This window comes from Mycolicibacterium neworleansense, assembly GCF_001245615.1.
Lineage (GTDB): Bacteria > Actinomycetota > Actinomycetes > Mycobacteriales > Mycobacteriaceae > Mycobacterium > Mycobacterium neworleansense.
Genome location: NZ_CWKH01000002.1, coordinates 1,386,104 through 1,402,705 on the forward strand (window position 1 = coordinate 1,386,104; position 16,602 = coordinate 1,402,705).

A 16,602-nucleotide genomic window follows, 5' to 3' on the forward strand; every position below is an offset into this window, starting at 1 on the left:
GTACGCCAGCAACAGCGGCGGCGGTTTCGCACGTTGAAGGAAGCCGTTGACGCGTACGCGAAGGTGACCTCGGAGAAGAGCGTCCGGAACGTTCACCGCGCCGTCGGAACTCACGGTGAAGACGGCGTGCGAGACCTGGCTGGCCGGCAAGCTGATCAAGCCCACGACGCACAGCGCGTACTCCGCCGCGCTCGCCCCGATCATCGAGAAGTACAGCGACCGCCCCGTGCAGGAGATCGTCAAGGCCGACGTGGAGAAGCTCGTGGTGGAGCTGCGTGACGGTACCGGTCCGCGCGGCGTGTGGGCGCGCACCTCGATCAACCCGATGCTCGCGCGGTGGCGCAGCGTGTGGAAAGACCTTCAGGCTCAAGGCATCTTGCCGAGGGACGTGATCGGCTTGGTCGAGCCGCTGCGGCGGCCGTCAGGCGCACAGGATCTGAAACTCGACGACGTGCTTTCCGAGGCGGAGGTGGAGCAGCTGATCGACGCCCACGCGGTGTCCGCACCGGCTGCCGACGCCGACTCGAAGATGGTGCGCGAGATGTTCGTGCACCTGGCGCTGCTGGGTCTGCGGCGCGGTGAACTGGCTGGGCTCCGGTGCGTCTTTCCCATCCGGGTGAGGACGATGTTCAACTCGATGTCGAGTTCGCCATCGCGGTTCCGCCGGAGCCGCGCGTTGTCAACACCAGGTTCGGATCCATCGACGCTCCGGGCAGCATCCATACCGACTTCCTGATCCACCCCAGAGGCTGGACCATCGATTCCAGTAGCGAGGGAACACGTTTCACCAACATCGCGACCGGCAGAGGCATGTTCGTCAGCATCGAGAACGTGTACGCATTCTGAGTGACCCCGTGCGTTGCGCCTAGAACCGTCCGCGCACGGCGGGAAGCCAACGAGCTGCCTGTCACCCGCCGCGTACCTTCACGCTGTGCGCCATTCCACGTCACCGCCCGGTCCGTCGGTCCCTGCTAGCGTCACCGGCATGAGCGGTGAGGAACGCAGTGACGCCGCCCCGGAGGAACGCGGCCGGCTGATCGGCGCACGTGTCCTGGTCGGCGTCACCTACCGTGACGGAGAGCGGAGTTCCTCGATTCAGCTGTACGGCACCGTCACTCGTTGCGACGATGAGGTGGTCGAAATCGAGGGCCCCGGCGGCGAGACCTTCACACTTCCGCCGGCACCCGAGTCGTTCAGCCCCGCTCCACCGGGCGAATACCGGTTGCGGTCCACCGGGGTGGTCATCACAGACCCCGACTACCTGGCGACGTGGACGGTGGACGGTCAGGAACACGATCCCTACCCGTACCGCCCGCGAACCTGACTACGGCACAAAGAAGCGGACGAGGAAGTAGTCCCACCGCCCTGTCACTCACCGCGCGTAGCCTCCCGCCGTGGGTATCACCCGGCACGCCGTCCGTATCCACCTCAGCACCCGGATCACGCCGGCCGGCTCGACCGAGTGGACCGTCGAGTTCACCGTCACTGAGCACGGCCGGGAGAGCTCCTTCGTCACGCACCACGCTGCCGAGGCCGAGGCCCGGCAGTTGGTACAGAAACTCTTGGCGGATCGGCTACCCGGTCTCACCGTCGAGGAGGTCTATTTGGAGGAATTGGGCGCTCAACCTCGTTGACGAGGTGCACGAGGCCGGGCGCGCTCTTTCCCCGGGTGAACCAGCTCCGGATCTGGTCCCACGCGGCAACTCACCTGCCACACTCACAGCGTGCAAATCACCGCGATCGCGGGGTACCGCGTCATCCGGCAGCTCGGTGCGGGCGGGATGGGGCAGGTCTTCCTTGTGCAGCACCCGCGCCTACCGCGGCAGGATGCGCTGAAGCTGCTCGACGCCGGGGTCTCCCGCAACGATGACTTCAAGGTGCGGTTCCAACGCGAGGCGGACCTGCTCGCCCAGCTGAGCCACCCGAACATCGTCACGTTGCACGACCGCGGCGAGTTCGAGGGCCGGCTGTGGATCACGATGGAGTACATCGACGGCACGGATGCCTCGGAACTGGTCAAGGCAGACGGTCCCCTCGACCCCGACCTTGCGGTCCAGCTGGTAGGTGCCGCGGCCGCGGCGTTGGACTACGCCTGGCGCAAGCAACGCGTGACGCACCGCGATGTGAAGCCCGCGAACATCTTGGCTGGCATCGACGAGACCGACAGCGGCCCACAGATCGAGTCGGTGAAGCTCGCCGACTTCGGCATCGCCAAGGCGGCCGGTGAGTCCACCTCGTTGACGTCCACCGGGATGACCATCGGGACGATGCAGTACATCTCGCCGGAGGCGATCGAGGGCGAGGAGGTCGACAACCGGTCCGACATCTACTCCCTGGGCTGCACCGCGTTCCACCTACTCACCGGGCAGCCGCCGTTCACGGGAACCTCGATCGCCGCGACGATGTCTGCGCACCTGACCAAGCCGGTGCCGTCCGTCAGCACGGTCAACCCGCGCCTGCCGGAGGGCATGGACGCGGTCTTCGAACGGGTGCTGGCCAAGAGCCCCGACGACCGGTACCAGTCCTGTGCGGAGTTCGTCACCGCGCTGCAGGAGGCAACCGGCGGGGAGGTGCACTATCCGGCGTCCGCACAGACGCTCGCCGCGGCGACGTTGGCGAACTCCGGCGCCGGGGACCCGGACGCGCCGACGAAGCTGCGGAAGGGCGAGGCGAAACCAGCGGGACCGTCGAAACCTCGGACGGTGCCGATCGCTGCGGCGGTGGTGGTGACGGTAGCGGTCGCTGCGACGGCGGTCGGCATCTACGTCACCCGTGGTGGGAGCGATGAAGCCGCGGCGCCCGCGGTCAGCACGGCGGAGACTTCGACAACGGCAACCGTGACCCCTCCGGCAGCGGGGCAGGCCGCGCCGCTGCCCGACAACCCATCACCAAACGCAGGCTGCCCAGGCACCGCCACTGCTCACCACGACCTCGAGCATCCCTATCTGGGCCGGATGCGGGTTTTCGTCATCCCGCAGACACCGTCGTACGGCGCCGCGGTCGGTAACGGCGCCTGCATCTCAGCTGTGACCGCTGCCGGCTCGGTTCTCATGCCGATTCCCGTCAAGTTCGGCTACAGATTCGAGTTGGCCGAGCCAGCGACCGATCTCACCGGCAATCTCTTCATTCGCTACCACGGCGGCGGAGCTCACGACCCTGCAATGGTTCTGGTGTTGGTCCCGACCGCACAGGGGTTCAGGACCATCGGTGAGGACATGCTCGACACCGAGCTGATCGGTCCCGGCGTCGACGGACGCTACGTGCTTCGCGAACACCAGAACGACTGCACACCCTCGTGTGCCGACGGGACATGGACCGACAAGGACTTGCATTGGGACGGAAGCGGTTACGTCGGGGAGGACAAGCCGGCAACGCCCGCGGTCACTTCGACCCGCACCGTGGTGACGACGACCACTGGAGCTCCCCTCCTGTACGAAGGCAAGCCGTGCACCCCGGCTGAGTCCGGCGATGTATCACCCGATGGCACGCTGTACTGCAGCATGGAGACCGGTTCGTGGAGAGACAAGACCCACCAGAGTCGGCCGGCGGTCCAGGTCGGGTCGGCGTGCAGCGAGCCCGGGGCGCGCGCTCGTGTCGTGCAGACCGATGGGATCGCCACCTGCAAGGCAGACCTGAACGGCGACTTGGTGTGGGGCTGGTGAACACCCAGCCCGAGCCGTCGCGGTACATGTAGCCGACCGGGCTGCCGTCCACCAGGATTCGGTCGGTCGCCATGCAGCCGTCGCCTGGAGCGAGGCCCGGCATGATGTCTTCGGCTGGCAAGTAGAACTTCTTGTTCGCCACCCCTATCCGCTAACGACCGTCGGCGTCCCCGCGCGGGAACACGAGCGCCGGGTCGACCGTACGGGCCAGTGCTCGCTGTATAGACCGCAGCAGCGCCAGGGCTTCCGGGTCGGTGAACGGGCTGACCAACTCGAATTCCACCCCGGCGCCGAACATGTCGCTGGCCCAACTGATCTCGGCGAGGAACTGGATACGGGACCAGTCCCTTGTCGACAGCTCCGGCCTGTCACGGCCCAGCTGGTCCCGGAGCCGGGCTAGATCGGCGTCGAAGTCGGCCCTGCCGGTGTAGCCGAGTGCTTCGATAGGCAGCGGCCGCCCAGAAGCGATCCCACCCCACACCGACAACGCGGTGGCCAGGAACCGCTTCTGCTCCCTGGACAACACCGGGCCGGCAGCAGCCTCGCGTCGCAGCTGCTCGCCGTGGTCGGCGACCGCCGCCGCGACTTCATCCGGCGTGGACCCGATGTGTGCGATGAACGCGTCGCTGGTGGCTGTGGTCAGCGCACCGATCCCCGGACCGAGCCGCATCCGTGTTCCGGCGGCCGCCGCGAAGATCTGCTCGACCACCAGCCCCTTACCGGGTTCGGCCGAGCCCCGAAGGTGCGTGCAGTACTCGACCCACAACGACTCGTTGCTCAACGTGATGTAACCGCTGGACCGCACTCCGGACAGTCCCGGCAGCTTCGGCAGCACGATCTCGCTGGTCCGGATTCCCTCGGCGTTCCAGTCTCGAAGGCTCTTGTCCGCGTGGGTGACCAGTTGAGCGGGGTCCGGCACACCGGTGAACCGGAACGCGCTCAGCGCCTGCAGTCCCGCCCATCCGGGTCGGCCCTCGACCGTCGTTCCCACGACTCGCAGCGGCGTCGCGGCGTCATCAGCGATCGTCAACGCCCGCCACCCGGCAGGTACTGGGGTGTCGGTCAGCCATGACGCCTCCGCGGGGGCTAACGGAGCCCACCCACGCACCTGCGCCGAGATGAAGTCCAGCAGCGAGGACTCACCCAGGACACGGCCCCACGGGGACTGGCCCCCATGTCGGTCCCCGAACGCGGCGGTCTCACTCATCGCGCATCACCCCGATCCCAGGTTCCAACATCCGCATCTCCTTCACGACCATCACACTCAGCCCGGCGACAACAGCAGAAACGCCAGTATCCCGGCAAGACCCAGGCCGCCCACCGCCGCCGCAGGGGCGCTCACCTGACCCGGGCTCAGATCCACACCCGGGCCGGGCATCAGTGGGGTGTTCGGGAGGATGAGCGGTCCCACCGGCGACGCCGGCAAGGGAGGAGCCGAGGGGTTGGCCAGCCACGGCGGCAGCCCATTCGGATCTGCGGGCAGCGGCGGCGGTAGTGGAGCGGGGACGTGCGGAGCGGGTGCCGGCACAGGGGCCTCCACCGGGTGCGGCACCGTAGGCGGCAGGTTCGGGGGCGCGCTGATGATGGGAGCCGCCCCGGCGCCGCCGATCAGCCGCAAGAACTCGTCGAACCCTCCGGCCGGCCGGTAGACGGTGCCCCCGTCCGCGGTCAGCGGGTCGTGGATAACCACGATCCCGTCCTTGTAGATGGCGGTCGATGATCGTCCCGGGATCTGACCCACGTGCAGCGACGGATCGGATAGTGGGTTGCCGGTGAGCATGTCGTGCACCACTTTGGCCAGCTGATCTTGCGTCATCCCCTTGAAGTCGCTGAGGTGCTTCTGCCAGGCGTGGCCGTAGGCGATGCGCTGTGCGTCCTCCATGACGGGGTCGTTGCTCCACCCGCCGGGTGGCTGGGGCAGACCCGGATCAGATGGTGGTGGGTCCAGCTTGAAGTGGTGGTCCACCAGCTGCACGTCATTCGATTCGGCGCCATGGCCACCCTCGCCGTCGAAGCGGATCCCTTCCAGATCAGCCGCTTTCGCCTGCAGGCGGTCGCCGACAAGCCTGTCGGCCTGCGCGAGCTGCTCAGCGGCCCAACGGATGTCCTCGGCGTGCTCCTTCGCGGCGCGGTTCCGCTCGACGATCGTGGTGATGTCGTAGCGGCGCCCGTCTGTCACCGAGAGGTCGTCGGCGACGTTGAACCCGTCGTCCGCGGCTGCGGTGATCGCCTGCACGGCCTTGTCTCTCGCGGACTTGATGTCGAAGGCGCCATTCTCGGCGAGGGTGGCGGCCTCGCGCAGCACACCGCCCTGCCGGCCGACCACCGAGACGTCCGCGGTTACCCGGTCCAGAGCGGCGTCCTTCGCCACGCCCTCCCAGGTGGTGCCACCCGGCGAGTCGATGTTGCGGCGGTGCTGATCGAAGGCGTCCTCGCTGGCTGTGGCCGCGGTCCGCCAGTTGGTGGCCGCGGTGTCCAGGTAGGAGGTGTCCCAGTTCTCGATCTCCGCCCTCGTGGGCAGCGGAGCGGGTGCAGCCGCTGGGCTCACACGGACACCGTGGCGTTGATGGAGTCGCGGCCGTCGGAGTCGGCGCTGTCGTAGCGGGCGCTGCTTACCGAGAGGTCACCGGCCTGGCCGGTCATCCGTGCCGACTGGCGGCTCTGCGTGGACGCGAGCGCGGCGTTCATCGCGGCCACACCGCCCGCACTCGGCTGGGAGGAGGTCGGGTTGCTGGCCGCGGGGCTGGTCAGGCCAGCGACGACGCCGGTGCTGCTGTTCGCAGCCCTACGCAGACCAGCCGCGTCGACCTGAAGTTCGTTTGCCATGCCAATCCCCCAACCGGCGTACACCTGCTCGTGAGCCTAACTCAGGATTTGCGCCCACCCGTGCGCGAGATCGGTCATGGGACGGACTGAAACTCGGTGGAACCGATCGCCGCCAGGGTTGTCTCGCCTTGTTCTGGTCCGGCGGACCCGGCGCGCCACCTCCGCGGAGGAGATTCCGCGCCACCTCCGCGGAGGAGATTCCGCACCGCCGCTCGTCGGATCAGGCGGCGGCCTCCGTAGCCAGCTCGTGCAGGCTGTCGAGGCTCCGCCGGCCGTAGAGCCGGAGCCACCGCGCCTTCGCCTGCGCCTGACCGCCCGCGTACGCCACAGCGGCGCATCCCTCACCTTCCTGGTAGGCCAGGTGCTCCGCTGCGCGCCGGTACGCGTCGGCACCGGCCGGGATCGCGGGGAACAGATCCTCGAGCGAGTCGAGCTCGTCCAGCACCGCGCCCGCGTCCGCGATCAACGTTGTGTGCCGGCAGCAGCCACGCGACCATGGGGCCCCGGGCCTCAGTCGACACCTCGGACAGCGCGGCCTGCAGTACCGGATCGTCGGAGAAGCCGTCGACCTCGGCTTCCCCGCCTAGCAGGTGGCCGAGCGTCCGGACCAGGCCGCCGTACACCGACACCGTCGCAGCCCCGTGGGCGTCGACCAGCGCCTGATCCTGCACAGCTCGGGCCACCGCTGCGGTGCTCGGGGCGTTCGCCCCACCTCGCTCACACTCGGTCATCGCAGGGCCTCCCGCCGTGCCCGCCACGCGTGCAGGAGCTTGCGCCACCACGGGATGTGGGGGTGCTGGGCGGGGCCCTTGTACTGCTCGTTCTCAGCCATCAGTTCTCCTTCGGGTTGGGGCGGGTCCAGCGCCAGATCCGGTCGCGGAACCTCGACAGCCACGTGGACATCGGGTACTGCGCCGGGAGCTTGCGGGCCGGCTTGGTGACGACGACGGTGCTTACGCCCGCACCCGCGCCCCCAGTGAGATCGGGGTCTGCCCAGATGTCGTCGTACTCTGTCCAACCGGTCACCTCGCGCGCGCAGACGCAGAGGGAGCCGCCCCGCCAGGTCGCGGCGCCGCAGGTGCAGACCCGGCGCGTCAGTTCGGCGGTGAGCCTCTTGGTGCTGTTCCACCACGCACAGTGGTATCGGAGCCCTGCGCTGCCGATACAGTTCGCGCTCCCTGATCGGCCCGTTGCGACACATCGTCATGCCCGGGAGTTGGGATCGGTAGCGCCGCCGCGTGTGGTCCGCTGCGTCCCGTAACGACGTGGACGACACAGAAGGACGAGATCATGCGGTGGATGATTCCGGTGGCGGTCATCGCGTTCGACATTGCACTCTTCGCGATCTTCGCCACCGTCGGCCGGCGGCGGCTTCGTGGGCTTGGGAACGGCCGGAGGCTCGGGAAGTTCGGGCCTGTTTCCGGCGCCGGCGGAGCTGCCATCTGGGTGACCGGTGCTGACTTCGGTTGCGGCGGTGGCGGACACGGGGGTGATTCGGGTTGCGGCGGTGGCAGTAGCTGTGGCGGGGGCGGCGGAGGTTGCTGATGATCACGCTGCGAAAGGCCAGCGCCCGACGTGCCGCCGGGCAGGTGATCGCCGATCTGAAACTGCCGGAAGCGGTGTTCAAGACCTGCCCCTGGCAGCCGCGTGAACTCGTCGAAACCGGCCTGCGACAGTGGTTTCGGTGCTGCGCGGTAGCGCTGCGCGACGGTCAGACCATCGGAATGCCCTCGCATGCAGTCGATGAAGCCTGGCATGGCCTGATCCGGTGCGCCGTCCGCGGCGGGCGGTGAGTGCATGGATGGACAGTTGCGCCGCACCGTCATCGCTTGGTCCATGGTCGCCGAGCCGGGTGAGCGTTGCGTCCTAGGGGATCTGGACTCTCGTCTCGGGCTCGATGAGCCATGGTGCATCAGTGCGCAACGGGTCGCGGACATCGATGCGGCACTGACCGTCCGCCCAGGTCGGCTTCCGCACATGTCATCCTGCAGGCACGAATCGGCAAACTCTGACTCGGGGACCCCGCCATCGGTTTTTGGAAAGTCCCCTCGTGGATTCCGAAAGCGCGGTGAATCCGCGGCCGGTTATTGTCGCTGTGCGTCATACGAATAGGCGACGTTGACGTGTGATCCGGTTGCCGCTGAAACTTCGCGGCAACCGGATCTTCTATCTCCATTGAGACGGCTGTCGAGATTTTTTCCGCTGGCAGGCGTTAATATCACCGTGTGTTAGCTGAACCGTCGTGCCACCTTATGTCGTGACAGAGCAACGGCAAGTCGGCGACGGCGGGCGCACACAGCGTAGCCCCAGAGGCAGGGTTCAACTGGGCAACGGCACGGTGTTGGGGATTGGCGTCAAGTGCGTTACTCAACAGTTCGCTGACTCGGTTCATTGGTCGTTTTCTGAGTCGGACCACAAGGTGCTTGTTTGGCGCCGAGGACACGCGAGTTCCAAGGAAGTCGAGTTTGAGGGTGGGCGCGGCGGTCAGGTAATTCCGCGAGTGGGCAATGTCTGGGTGATTCCAGCAGACCATCGATCAGCGGCATTGGCGACGGAAACGGAATGTAGTTTCGTTCAACTCACGATTCCGGCCAAGGTGATTGGGCGCGACACGCTGCGCCCGGCGGCTGGCGGGCGGGATCCCTTGTTGCACCACTTGATTGAGCGCATCGTGGGCCTGGACGGGCGCAGTGATATCGCGGCGCAGTTACTGCAGGAGACCCTCGCCGATGCGCTGCGTCTACATGTGCGCGATCGCTACGGAGAGGCCGGACCGCAGGCGCGGAGACAGGGTCGGGAGCTGAGCCGATCTGAGCAGCAGCGGCTGGTTGAGTTCATCCGCGACGGTCTGAGCTCGGAAGTCGACCTGCCGACGCTGGCCGGGATCGTCGGTATGAAGCTCGACGAGTTTCGTCATGCGTTCGCAAGAGCGTTTCACATGACGCCTTACCAATTCGTGCTGGACCAACGCATTGCCGACGCGAAGCTATTGCTGGAATCTGGGCCCATGTCGATGACCGAGATCAGCGGACTGGTGGGGTTTTCCACGCCCAGCCATTTCGCCACGACGTTCAAGCAGCGTGTCGGGGTGACGCCGACAGCTTACCGGCGAGCCTTGGGGCCGACTCGCGAGGCTTAGTGCTTGGAAGTCGGCGTGATCGTATTGCGGCTCAGCATTTTTGGGGAAAGGGATCGGGTTCGGTTTTGACAGCTGATACGTCAGCGGCCCGTTCGTTGGTGATTTCGTAGCGGTACCCGACCACCACCGACGCGATCAGCGCCACCGCGATCACGGTCTCGGCGATGAAGAACGAAGCGAAGTCGATCACGGAACCGATCGGCGGGTTGCCCGGCACTGCGTTGCGGAACGGGATCAGCGCGAACAGCAGGGCAGCCATCATCGAGCAGGCGGGGAACAGCAGCCCCCGGCGCCACCGCAGGATGTAGTAGCTCGCCGTAACCGCCGCGGCAGCCAGGCCCAGCATCAGCACCATGACGAAGACCGCGAAGACCATCGTCGGTGTGGAGCGTGTCGACGTCAGGCTGATGGCCGTGCCGTGGCCCGCAGCGTCCGCCTGCGCGGCTGCAGCAGGGGTGTTTCGGAAGAACGGGTCGCTGCTCCAGACAGAGACCGCGATGGGCAGCACCGCGCCCGCGGTGTCGGTGGCGTCGAAGGTCAGCAGGGAGCTGTATCTGTCGAACGGGTAGTCGGTGATGGTCCCGTTGACCGCGAACCGGCGCTCGGTGTCCGTGCCGGTGTCGTGTTGCTTCACCGTGAGGGGCGCCCCGAACGCTGAGGTGTTCAAGACGATGTCGCGCCGGAATCCGCCGTCCGGGTCGGCCAGTGCACCGCTGGGCGTGACAGACGTGATCTCGACGTCGAGCGTCTCGCTGGTGGTGTCGAGCCGGCTGATCCAGACCTGAACGTTCACCCGGTCGATCGTGTCGAGAGCGCCGAAGTCCTCCGTGTAGTTCGAATCACGTTGCAGCAGATACAGTTCCATGCTGGCCGCGATCACCAGGACCAGCACCACAGCGACTACCGCCGTTCGCCGCACCCTCAATGCGGCGGGAGCACCGTCGCTGTCCCGCAAGGATTCTCGCGTACTCACATCTGTCCGAGCGAGTGCACGTCGGTGACGCTCACCCAGAAGCCCTCGTTGGTCCGGTTGTTGGTGAACCGGGTTCCATCGTTGAACGCCTCAACTGCCCAGCCATTGGCGATGTAGGTCTGGTCGTAGCGGATCAGGCGCGGCGGGTCGATCACTCCGAGGTCGGCGGCCAGGTAGGTGAAGGTGCCGTTCTGGTTGAGCGACACCGAGTTTGCGACGTCGCCCGTGCTGGCCAGCGGTGGATTGACAAACTGCACGGTGCAGTTCACGTGATCGCCCTCGACACCGCACAGGGTGCGTCCCGACTCAGTTCTGATGTAGGTGACCCCGGTCGGCCCCACCGGCAGGATCTCGTCTGCCGCGGCGACACCCGGGTCGGCCAGCGATCCGCTCAGGATCGCACCTACCACTGCGGCGACGATCAATGCCCGTCCACGGACGCTCATCACCTGCTCCTCACGTTGCGCGCCATCGCCCGCTAATTCGGGGTGTCGGAGTTCCACAGGTACCAGTGGACGGTGTCGCCCCGGTCGTCGCCGATGCGGCAGTACCAGTACGGGTATGCGCGGTCGTTGATCTGCAGGTGGACGTTCGGTCCGTCCTCCCGGCACTCCGCCTCGGTGTTGTAGTACTCCTCGACGCCGTCATAACCCACAACCAGAATGTCGTCAGCATGTGCGACGGCGGTGGTGTTGGCGCACACGGCGCCCAGGGCCAGCGCGCCGGCCACAGCAAACTTCATCAACACGGTATCTCCTTGCACTCGACGGGCCGGATGGGTCATGAGCAAATCGAGTGCACCGTACACAGCGAACGTCGGGTTCGCTTTCAGAAAACTCGCAGACTTGCGAGAAACGTGCAGCTCGCCCAAACACCGATCAGTCGGTGTCGTGCCGCGCACACCCTGCAAAGGGTCGGTGCGCTCGGGTGGCAGTCAGATTGCGTCGCCGGGAACGTTGGTGCCGACCTGGAGGCCACCTTCGTTGATCCCGCCGCCACCGTGATATTCGTTGAGGTACTCCCCGTGCCATCGCGGCCAGTCCAGGTAAACGGCGCCCGTGACGGCACGGTAGCGCCGGTACTGGCCACGTGCCGTGCGCAGCGAACGCCGGGCCTCGCGCGCAGCTCGCCGGGCTGCGTTTCTGGCCGAGGACTCTTGTGCGGAGGTCAACGCGACTGGCGAGTCCCGGAAGATCTGTCGGTTGCTGAACATGACGCCAAGCCTAAGTCTGTGCACCTAGTTGTGCACGATGAGCGTGGTTTCGGCGTTGCTGACTGGGCTCTTATCCCATCTCCGACGCCGTCCTGGGTGACCTGGCCGAGCCCCGGCCCGGTCAACACCAACACCCGCCGAAGGACGAGGTGTGCTCATCGGTCTCGATCGACTCCTCGTGCACCACGGTGGAACCGCCCCGTGGGTCGAAGTGCAGTACCGAGCTGACGGGGTCGTGCCGGATCCACACCGCCACCGACAACGGATGCCTCGGGCGGAAAATGTAGGAGACGAGTTCGATTTCACCGGGCCTACCGAGAGAGCGGACATCGGACACCGCTGCCCGTATCCGCTGCCCCGACAGATCGGCAGCCGTGAACGCGGTCTCGCCCGCGTGCAGGTCGGCAATAGAGTCCATGTCTTCCACCTCTCCGTCACGCACCCAATACAGGTGCAGCTGACCGTCGCGGGCGACGGCCTCGACCGAGATCAAGTTGGACGTGACGTCCACTCGGCGCATCGGCAGGTCGCCGAGCTGCGCGCGTACCAGGTCAAGTTCTTGGTCCAGCTGCGGTGAGGCGAACAGCTCCTCGTCCGTGACACCGCCCAGCGCGCGGGTGATTCGGCCGGGAACGTCGACGACGACCATGATCACCGCTGCGATGGCCACTACGACGGACACAGCGATGACTACGACGTACTTGACCCGGTGGTTCGGTCGTGGTGCGTCGGGCTCGGGTTCCGTCCTGCTCATGGCCGAATGTTTCCACAGCCGGTCAGTGCCACGTCGATTTGCGCGACTCGGTGCGCCGCGATGCCCCATGGCTCATCGAGTCCGAGGCGAGAATCGAGATCCCACAGGACGCACCGTTCACCCGGCTCGGCGGCCATGGACCAGGAGATGACGGTGCGGCGCAACTGTTCGTCCATGCACTCGCCGGCCGCTGCGGCTGCGGGCGGCGCGCCGCCCTCGGGATGGTGGTGCAGGAACCTCCCGTAGGCGGCGTCACAGAATGCCGCGTAGCGGACGGTGCACAGGATCAGACCATGCCACGCTTCATCGACTGCACGCGAGGGCATTCCGATGACCTGACCGTCGCGCAGTGCTAGTTGCTACCGATCCCAATTCCGGTGTCGTACCGGCCGGTATCGTCGGCGCCCGGCTACGCGGTGCGCAGCACCTTGTTCATCGGCTTTCCGCGCGCGAGCTCGTCGACGAGCTTGTCGAGGTAGCGAATCTTCCGCATCAGCGGATCCTCGATCTCCTGGACCTTGACCCCGCACACGACGCCGGTGATGAGCGTGGCGTTCGGGTTCAGTGAGGCGTCGGCGAAGAAGTCCGCGAACGTGGTCTCGTCGTCGAGGTGGCCCCGCAGCGTCGTCTCGTCGAACCCGGTCAGCCAGCAGATGGCCTCGTCGAGTTCGGCCTGAGTGCGGCCCTTGCGCTCCATTTTCGCCAGGTAGTGCGGGTACACCGCGGCCACTGCGGTGCCGAAAATCCGGTGCTCCATGCATCGAGGCTACGGCGTGGTGGCGTCAGGCCTGGTGCTTCCCGGCGGCCTCCAGCGCTTCCATGATCTTCAGCGAGAGGAAGGTCATGGGGCCCTTGTCCGCGAACTTGTCGGCCACGTTGCCTGCGATGCCACCTTGTACGGCGAGCTCGCCGATCAGGTCGAGCTTGAGTTGCGGGCTGCCCGCGGCGAAGTCGAGATCGGCCAGGTCCACCCAGACGATGTTGGGCCGGGTGGTGGATTCGTAGACATAGCGCTTGTTGGTGAGGTCGAGCACCACCTGCCAAATGGTCTGTGAGGCATCGGGTTTACCCGGGTCGGGGATGCGGAAGGGCTGCGCGGCGTTGCGGATCACCGAGAACATGCCGGCGATGGCCTGGACCTGGGTGGCCGGTTTGGGCAGTCGGCCGGCGTAATAGCTGGCCCGGGCGAAGCGGTCGCTGGCCACAGTGGACCCCGGGATCGGCTGGTCGCCGCCGAGGCCGGTGAACGATTTCACCAGCTCCAATTGCTCGTCGAAGGTCGGTGAATTGGTCATGACCCGGTAGTCCTTCGAGTGATAGACCCGGGCGTGGCCGTCGACGTACTCGATGATCGCCGAGTCTCCGGTCGCATCGTCGAGCGCCAGGTGCAGTCCGGGCCGGACGCCGCCGGTGGGATCGTCCATCTGGACCACCTGCACATCCGTCTCGGCGATCCAGGCGACAGCCTCGGCGACGGTGGAGAAGTTGTCCAGGAAGTACTGCAGCCAGACGGCCTGGCCGAGCTGGGTGCGCGAGGCATCGGGCTCGCCGTAGGTGGATTCGGCCAGCCACAGGATGTGCCCGGCCAGGCCTGCCTCGTTCATTCCGTCCACGGAGGTGATGTCGAAGGCGGTCGCGACCACGCTGCCGTACTTCGAGGTCCAGGTGAGCTTGCCCGAAACCGCGTCGTCCCGTTCGACACCGCGGGGCTGCTTCCACAGGTTTGTCATCAAGTCCCTGTGGAAATCCATGTTCCTGCCGACCAGAACCGCACCGCCCGCTTCGGGCCAGATGACTCGCGTACACATGTCGGCGAGCCTAGTGTGGGCCTCTGCGAGCGGGGCGTTGTCGACGAAACATCAAGTGTGGAAGGAATTTTCGTCCGTGATGTGCCCGGCATCGCTCGGCGCGTGTGGTGGCCGCAGCCTGAGGAGCATTCTTACCGAAAATTAACCTACGGTACCGTAACCTACGCTACCGTAGGTTGCGGGCGGCGCGCAGACGCCCTGCGCCGCCGGACATGATGGGAGGACAGGAATGGACACCCAGAGCGAAGTGCTCCACGAACTGGAACCAGTTGTCGCAAGCAACCTTGACCGGCATCTTTCGATGGCGCGGGAGTGGTTCCCACACGACTACGTTCCGTGGAGCAGGGGACGCGATTTCAGCTTCCTGGGTGGGGAGGACTGGCGTCCGGAGGACTCGCCGTTGGACCCCGTCGCCAAGGTGGCAATGACGGTCAACCTGCTGACCGAGGACAACCTGCCCTCCTATCACCGTGAGATCGCCACGCGGTTCTCCCGCGACGGCGCGTGGGGTAGCTGGGTCGGGCAGTGGACGGCCGAAGAGGGCCGCCACAGCATCGCGTTGCGCGATTACCTCGTGGTCACCCGCGGGGTGGATCCCGTTGCCCTGGAACGTCTTCGCATGCAGCACACGGTCGCCGGGTACGACTCGGGTGACAAGACGCCGCTGGCGGCGATGGCCTATGTGTCGTTCCAGGAGCTGGCCACCCGGGTATCGCATCGCAACACCGGGCGGGCGTCCGGCTGCCCGATCGCCGATCAGCTGCTCGGGCGGATCGCCGCCGACGAGAACCTGCACATGGTGTTCTACCGCAACCTCATGGCAGCGGCGCTGGACATCGCGCCCGATGCCTCGATGAAGGCCATCCGCGATGAGGTGGTGAACTTCGCGATGCCGGGTCAGGGGATGGCGGACTTCGCGCAGAACGCGATCACCATCGCCAAGGCCGGCATCTACGACCTCCGTGTCCACCACGACGACGTGGTGCAGCCGGTGCTGCGCTTCTGGCGGATTTTCGACCGGACGGATTTCGGGCCCGACGGCGAGAAGGCTCGCGAGGAGCTAGCTCAGTTCCTGAGCATGGTTGATGAACGGGCCCGGTTCTACGAGGAGAAACGCGAACGGGAGCACGTCGGCGCGGCGTCGTAGCAACTTCGGCGTCCCACCCCGGCCCGGTAAACGTGTCGTACATCACACCCGTGCGGAGATTCGCCCTGCGTTGATCTTGGGTATCGAGGAGTAGTTGGCACGAAAAGTTGTCGCGGGTCGGAACGAGTGTGGGGTCGAAAATGAACCGGATCGGTCGTTGGTTGAGTGCGGTCGCATCGGGAGTGTTTCTGGCGGGCGGGTGCATCGCCGTCGCCGGTCAGGCTTCTGCGGATCCTTGTGCGGACGTCCAGGTGGTGTTCGCGCGGGGCACGTTCGAGCCGCCCGGCGTCGGCGGGGTCGGGGACGCGTTCGTGAACGCGCTGCGGTCCCGGACCGGCGGGAAGTCCGTCGATGTCTACGCGGTGAATTACCCTGCGTCACTTGATTTCGCGACTGCGGCCGACGGTGTCGCCGACGCGAGCAACAAGGTCAGGGCCACGGTCGCGGCCTGTCCTGACACCAAGATCGTGCTGGGCGGTTTCTCGCAGGGTGCGGCGGTGGCCGCCTACATCACCGCGGACTCGGTGCCGCAGGGGTTCGTGTTGCCGCCGAGCATCAGCGGCCCGCTTCCCGCGGACGTGGCCGACCACGTCGCCGCCGTGGCGCTGTTCGGCAAGCCGTCGAGCGGCTTCCTGCAGATGATCTACACCGGTGCGCCGCCGATCACGGTCGGCTCGCGGTACGTCGCCAAGACCGATGACTTGTGCATTCCGGAGGATCCGGTCTGCTCGCCCACCGGTGGCGACAACAATGCGCACAACTTGTATGCGGTGAACGGGTTGACGGATCAGGCGGCGGACTACGTGGTCGGCAAGCTGGGCGTCAAGCCGACGGACCGCAGTGTCGACCAGGCCTCCGGGCGGTAGGAGCTCCCGAGGGGACGCACGCTAGTGTTCGGTCACGTTCTCGGATAGGGGAGATTCAGTGACGGAACAAGAGCAGCAGCTGACGTTTGGCCAGAAGGCCAAGCTGTACCTTCAAGCCGCAGGTGCATTTGCGCGTAATCCGAAGGCGCTGGTCGCTCTCGTGAAGTACCAGCTGGCTCAGCGGAAGTCGGCCAAAGAAGCAGGCTGACAAGGT

At 66.3% G+C, this 16,602-nt stretch carries 20 protein-coding genes and 2 pseudogenes; 9 read left to right on the top strand and 13 right to left on the bottom strand.

The features are described 5' to 3' along the window. Positions 1 to 115 precede the first annotated feature (115 nt). The 4 genes from BN2156_RS30745 (at position 116) to BN2156_RS31245 (ending at position 3,662) form a co-directional block, all read left to right on the top strand. The gene (locus BN2156_RS30745) at positions 116 to 736 is read left to right on the top strand and encodes a site-specific integrase (RefSeq protein WP_090517056.1); all 621 of its coding nucleotides are present in this window, start codon (positions 116 to 118) and stop codon (positions 734 to 736) included. A gap of 249 nt (positions 737 to 985) precedes the next feature. Beyond that, positions 986 to 1,324: a hypothetical protein gene (locus BN2156_RS22275; protein WP_090517057.1), complete on the top strand. Its 339-nt coding sequence runs from the start codon at positions 986 to 988 to the stop codon at positions 1,322 to 1,324. A gap of 70 nt (positions 1,325 to 1,394) precedes the next feature. Beyond that, the gene (locus BN2156_RS22280; protein ID WP_090517058.1) at positions 1,395 to 1,634 is read left to right on the top strand and encodes a hypothetical protein; all 240 of its coding nucleotides are present in this window, start codon (positions 1,395 to 1,397) and stop codon (positions 1,632 to 1,634) included. Between the two features lie 90 nt (positions 1,635 to 1,724). Continuing rightward, positions 1,725 to 3,662, top strand: a complete 1,938-nt coding sequence (locus BN2156_RS31245) for a serine/threonine-protein kinase (protein ID WP_235625444.1) — start codon at positions 1,725 to 1,727, stop codon at positions 3,660 to 3,662. A gap of 151 nt (positions 3,663 to 3,813) precedes the next feature. On the opposite strand, the gene BN2156_RS22290 is transcribed toward BN2156_RS31245, so the two are convergent. The 5 genes from BN2156_RS22290 to BN2156_RS30600 form a co-directional block, all read right to left on the bottom strand. Further along, complete coding sequence (locus BN2156_RS22290) at positions 3,814 to 4,869, bottom strand: hypothetical protein (RefSeq protein WP_090517059.1); 1,056 nt, start codon at positions 4,867 to 4,869, stop codon at positions 3,814 to 3,816. A 57-nt stretch (positions 4,870 to 4,926) separates the two neighbouring features. Further along, positions 4,927 to 6,210, bottom strand: a complete 1,284-nt coding sequence (locus BN2156_RS31055; protein WP_210436691.1) for a hypothetical protein — start codon at positions 6,208 to 6,210, stop codon at positions 4,927 to 4,929. After that, positions 6,207 to 6,488: a hypothetical protein gene (locus BN2156_RS22300; RefSeq protein ID WP_090517060.1), complete on the bottom strand. Its 282-nt coding sequence runs from the start codon at positions 6,486 to 6,488 to the stop codon at positions 6,207 to 6,209. Before BN2156_RS22300 ends, BN2156_RS31055 begins: the two co-directional genes overlap by 4 nt. 220 nt (positions 6,489 to 6,708) lie before the next feature. After that, entirely contained in the window at positions 6,709 to 6,954 is a 246-nt protein-coding gene (locus BN2156_RS22305; protein WP_131725191.1) for a hypothetical protein, read from the bottom strand. 365 nt (positions 6,955 to 7,319) lie between these two features. After that, positions 7,320 to 7,514 carry a hypothetical protein gene (locus BN2156_RS30600; RefSeq protein ID WP_131725192.1) on the bottom strand — a complete coding sequence of 65 codons (195 nt, stop codon included), beginning with the start codon at positions 7,512 to 7,514 and terminating at the stop codon, positions 7,320 to 7,322. A gap of 518 nt (positions 7,515 to 8,032) precedes the next feature. Here BN2156_RS30600 and BN2156_RS22320 point away from each other — a divergent pair. Next, positions 8,033 to 8,438, top strand: a pseudogene (locus BN2156_RS22320) (hypothetical protein); the annotation flags it as partial. A 550-nt stretch (positions 8,439 to 8,988) separates the two neighbouring features. Beyond that, positions 8,989 to 9,627: a helix-turn-helix domain-containing protein gene (locus BN2156_RS22325; protein ID WP_235625445.1), complete on the top strand. Its 639-nt coding sequence runs from the start codon at positions 8,989 to 8,991 to the stop codon at positions 9,625 to 9,627. Positions 9,628 to 9,658: 31 nt separating this feature from the next. Here BN2156_RS22325 and BN2156_RS22330 read toward each other — a convergent pair whose 3' ends face one another. The 8 genes and pseudogenes from BN2156_RS22330 to BN2156_RS22365 all read right to left on the bottom strand — a co-directional run bounded on the left by BN2156_RS22330 (position 9,659) and on the right by BN2156_RS22365 (position 14,375). Next, on the bottom strand, positions 9,659 to 10,600 hold the full coding sequence (locus BN2156_RS22330; protein WP_235625446.1) for a DUF8686 domain-containing protein: 942 nt from the start codon (positions 10,598 to 10,600) through the stop codon (positions 9,659 to 9,661). Next, positions 10,597 to 11,046: a hypothetical protein gene (locus BN2156_RS22335; RefSeq protein ID WP_090517065.1), complete on the bottom strand. Its 450-nt coding sequence runs from the start codon at positions 11,044 to 11,046 to the stop codon at positions 10,597 to 10,599. Before BN2156_RS22335 ends, BN2156_RS22330 begins: the two co-directional genes overlap by 4 nt. A 32-nt stretch (positions 11,047 to 11,078) precedes the next feature. Further along, entirely contained in the window at positions 11,079 to 11,342 is a 264-nt protein-coding gene (locus BN2156_RS22340; RefSeq protein WP_235625447.1) for a hypothetical protein, read from the bottom strand. Positions 11,343 to 11,534: 192 nt separating this feature from the next. After that, a complete protein-coding gene (locus tag BN2156_RS22345; RefSeq protein ID WP_090517066.1) occupies positions 11,535 to 11,813 on the bottom strand; it encodes a hypothetical protein in 279 nt (92 codons plus the stop codon). Positions 11,814 to 11,934: 121 nt separating this feature from the next. Further along, positions 11,935 to 12,567, bottom strand: coding sequence for a hypothetical protein (locus BN2156_RS22350; protein WP_090517067.1), 633 nt, complete (start codon positions 12,565 to 12,567; stop codon positions 11,935 to 11,937). Beyond that, positions 12,564 to 12,920 (bottom strand): annotated as a pseudogene (locus tag BN2156_RS22355) (hypothetical protein); the annotation flags it as partial. The gene BN2156_RS22350 and the pseudogene BN2156_RS22355, both read right to left, overlap by 4 nt. Before the next feature lie 56 nt (positions 12,921 to 12,976). After that, the gene (locus BN2156_RS22360; protein ID WP_090517068.1) at positions 12,977 to 13,324 is read right to left on the bottom strand and encodes a DUF2200 domain-containing protein; all 348 of its coding nucleotides are present in this window, start codon (positions 13,322 to 13,324) and stop codon (positions 12,977 to 12,979) included. A 25-nt stretch (positions 13,325 to 13,349) separates the two neighbouring features. Further along, positions 13,350 to 14,375, bottom strand: coding sequence for a bile salt hydrolase (locus BN2156_RS22365; RefSeq protein WP_090517069.1), 1,026 nt, complete (start codon positions 14,373 to 14,375; stop codon positions 13,350 to 13,352). A 229-nt stretch (positions 14,376 to 14,604) separates the two neighbouring features. Between BN2156_RS22365 and BN2156_RS22370 the strand changes: the two genes are divergently transcribed. The 3 genes from BN2156_RS22370 to BN2156_RS30750 all read left to right on the top strand — a co-directional run bounded on the left by BN2156_RS22370 (position 14,605) and on the right by BN2156_RS30750 (position 16,596). Then, positions 14,605 to 15,522 (top strand): acyl-ACP desaturase, encoded by a 918-nt coding sequence (locus tag BN2156_RS22370; protein ID WP_090517070.1) that lies wholly within the window; start codon positions 14,605 to 14,607, stop codon positions 15,520 to 15,522. 140 nt (positions 15,523 to 15,662) lie between these two features. Then, complete coding sequence (locus BN2156_RS22375) at positions 15,663 to 16,388, top strand: cutinase family protein (RefSeq protein ID WP_090517071.1); 726 nt, start codon at positions 15,663 to 15,665, stop codon at positions 16,386 to 16,388. Positions 16,389 to 16,446: 58 nt separating this feature from the next. Continuing rightward, positions 16,447 to 16,596: a hypothetical protein gene (locus BN2156_RS30750; RefSeq protein ID WP_159402861.1), complete on the top strand. Its 150-nt coding sequence runs from the start codon at positions 16,447 to 16,449 to the stop codon at positions 16,594 to 16,596. The last annotated feature ends 6 nt before the right edge of the window (positions 16,597 to 16,602 follow it).

Coding starts and splice junctions, on each gene's coding strand:
- BN2156_RS22275 (WP_090517057.1), top strand. CDS start 986: ATGAGCGGTGAGGAACGCAGTGACGCCGCCCCGGAGGAACGCGGCCGG.
- BN2156_RS22345 (WP_090517066.1), bottom strand. CDS start 11,813: ATGTTCAGCAACCGACAGATCTTCCGGGACTCGCCAGTCGCGTTGACC.
- BN2156_RS22300 (WP_090517060.1), bottom strand. CDS start 6,488: ATGGCAAACGAACTTCAGGTCGACGCGGCTGGTCTGCGTAGGGCTGCG.
- BN2156_RS22370 (WP_090517070.1), top strand. CDS start 14,605: ATGGACACCCAGAGCGAAGTGCTCCACGAACTGGAACCAGTTGTCGCA.
- BN2156_RS22365 (WP_090517069.1), bottom strand. CDS start 14,375: ATGTGTACGCGAGTCATCTGGCCCGAAGCGGGCGGTGCGGTTCTGGTC.
- BN2156_RS22350 (WP_090517067.1), bottom strand. CDS start 12,567: ATGAGCAGGACGGAACCCGAGCCCGACGCACCACGACCGAACCACCGG.
- BN2156_RS22375 (WP_090517071.1), top strand. CDS start 15,663: ATGAACCGGATCGGTCGTTGGTTGAGTGCGGTCGCATCGGGAGTGTTT.
- BN2156_RS22335 (WP_090517065.1), bottom strand. CDS start 11,046: ATGAGCGTCCGTGGACGGGCATTGATCGTCGCCGCAGTGGTAGGTGCG.
- BN2156_RS22290 (WP_090517059.1), bottom strand. CDS start 4,869: ATGAGTGAGACCGCCGCGTTCGGGGACCGACATGGGGGCCAGTCCCCG.
- BN2156_RS22340 (WP_235625447.1), bottom strand. CDS start 11,342: ATGAAGTTTGCTGTGGCCGGCGCGCTGGCCCTGGGCGCCGTGTGCGCC.
- BN2156_RS22360 (WP_090517068.1), bottom strand. CDS start 13,324: ATGGAGCACCGGATTTTCGGCACCGCAGTGGCCGCGGTGTACCCGCAC.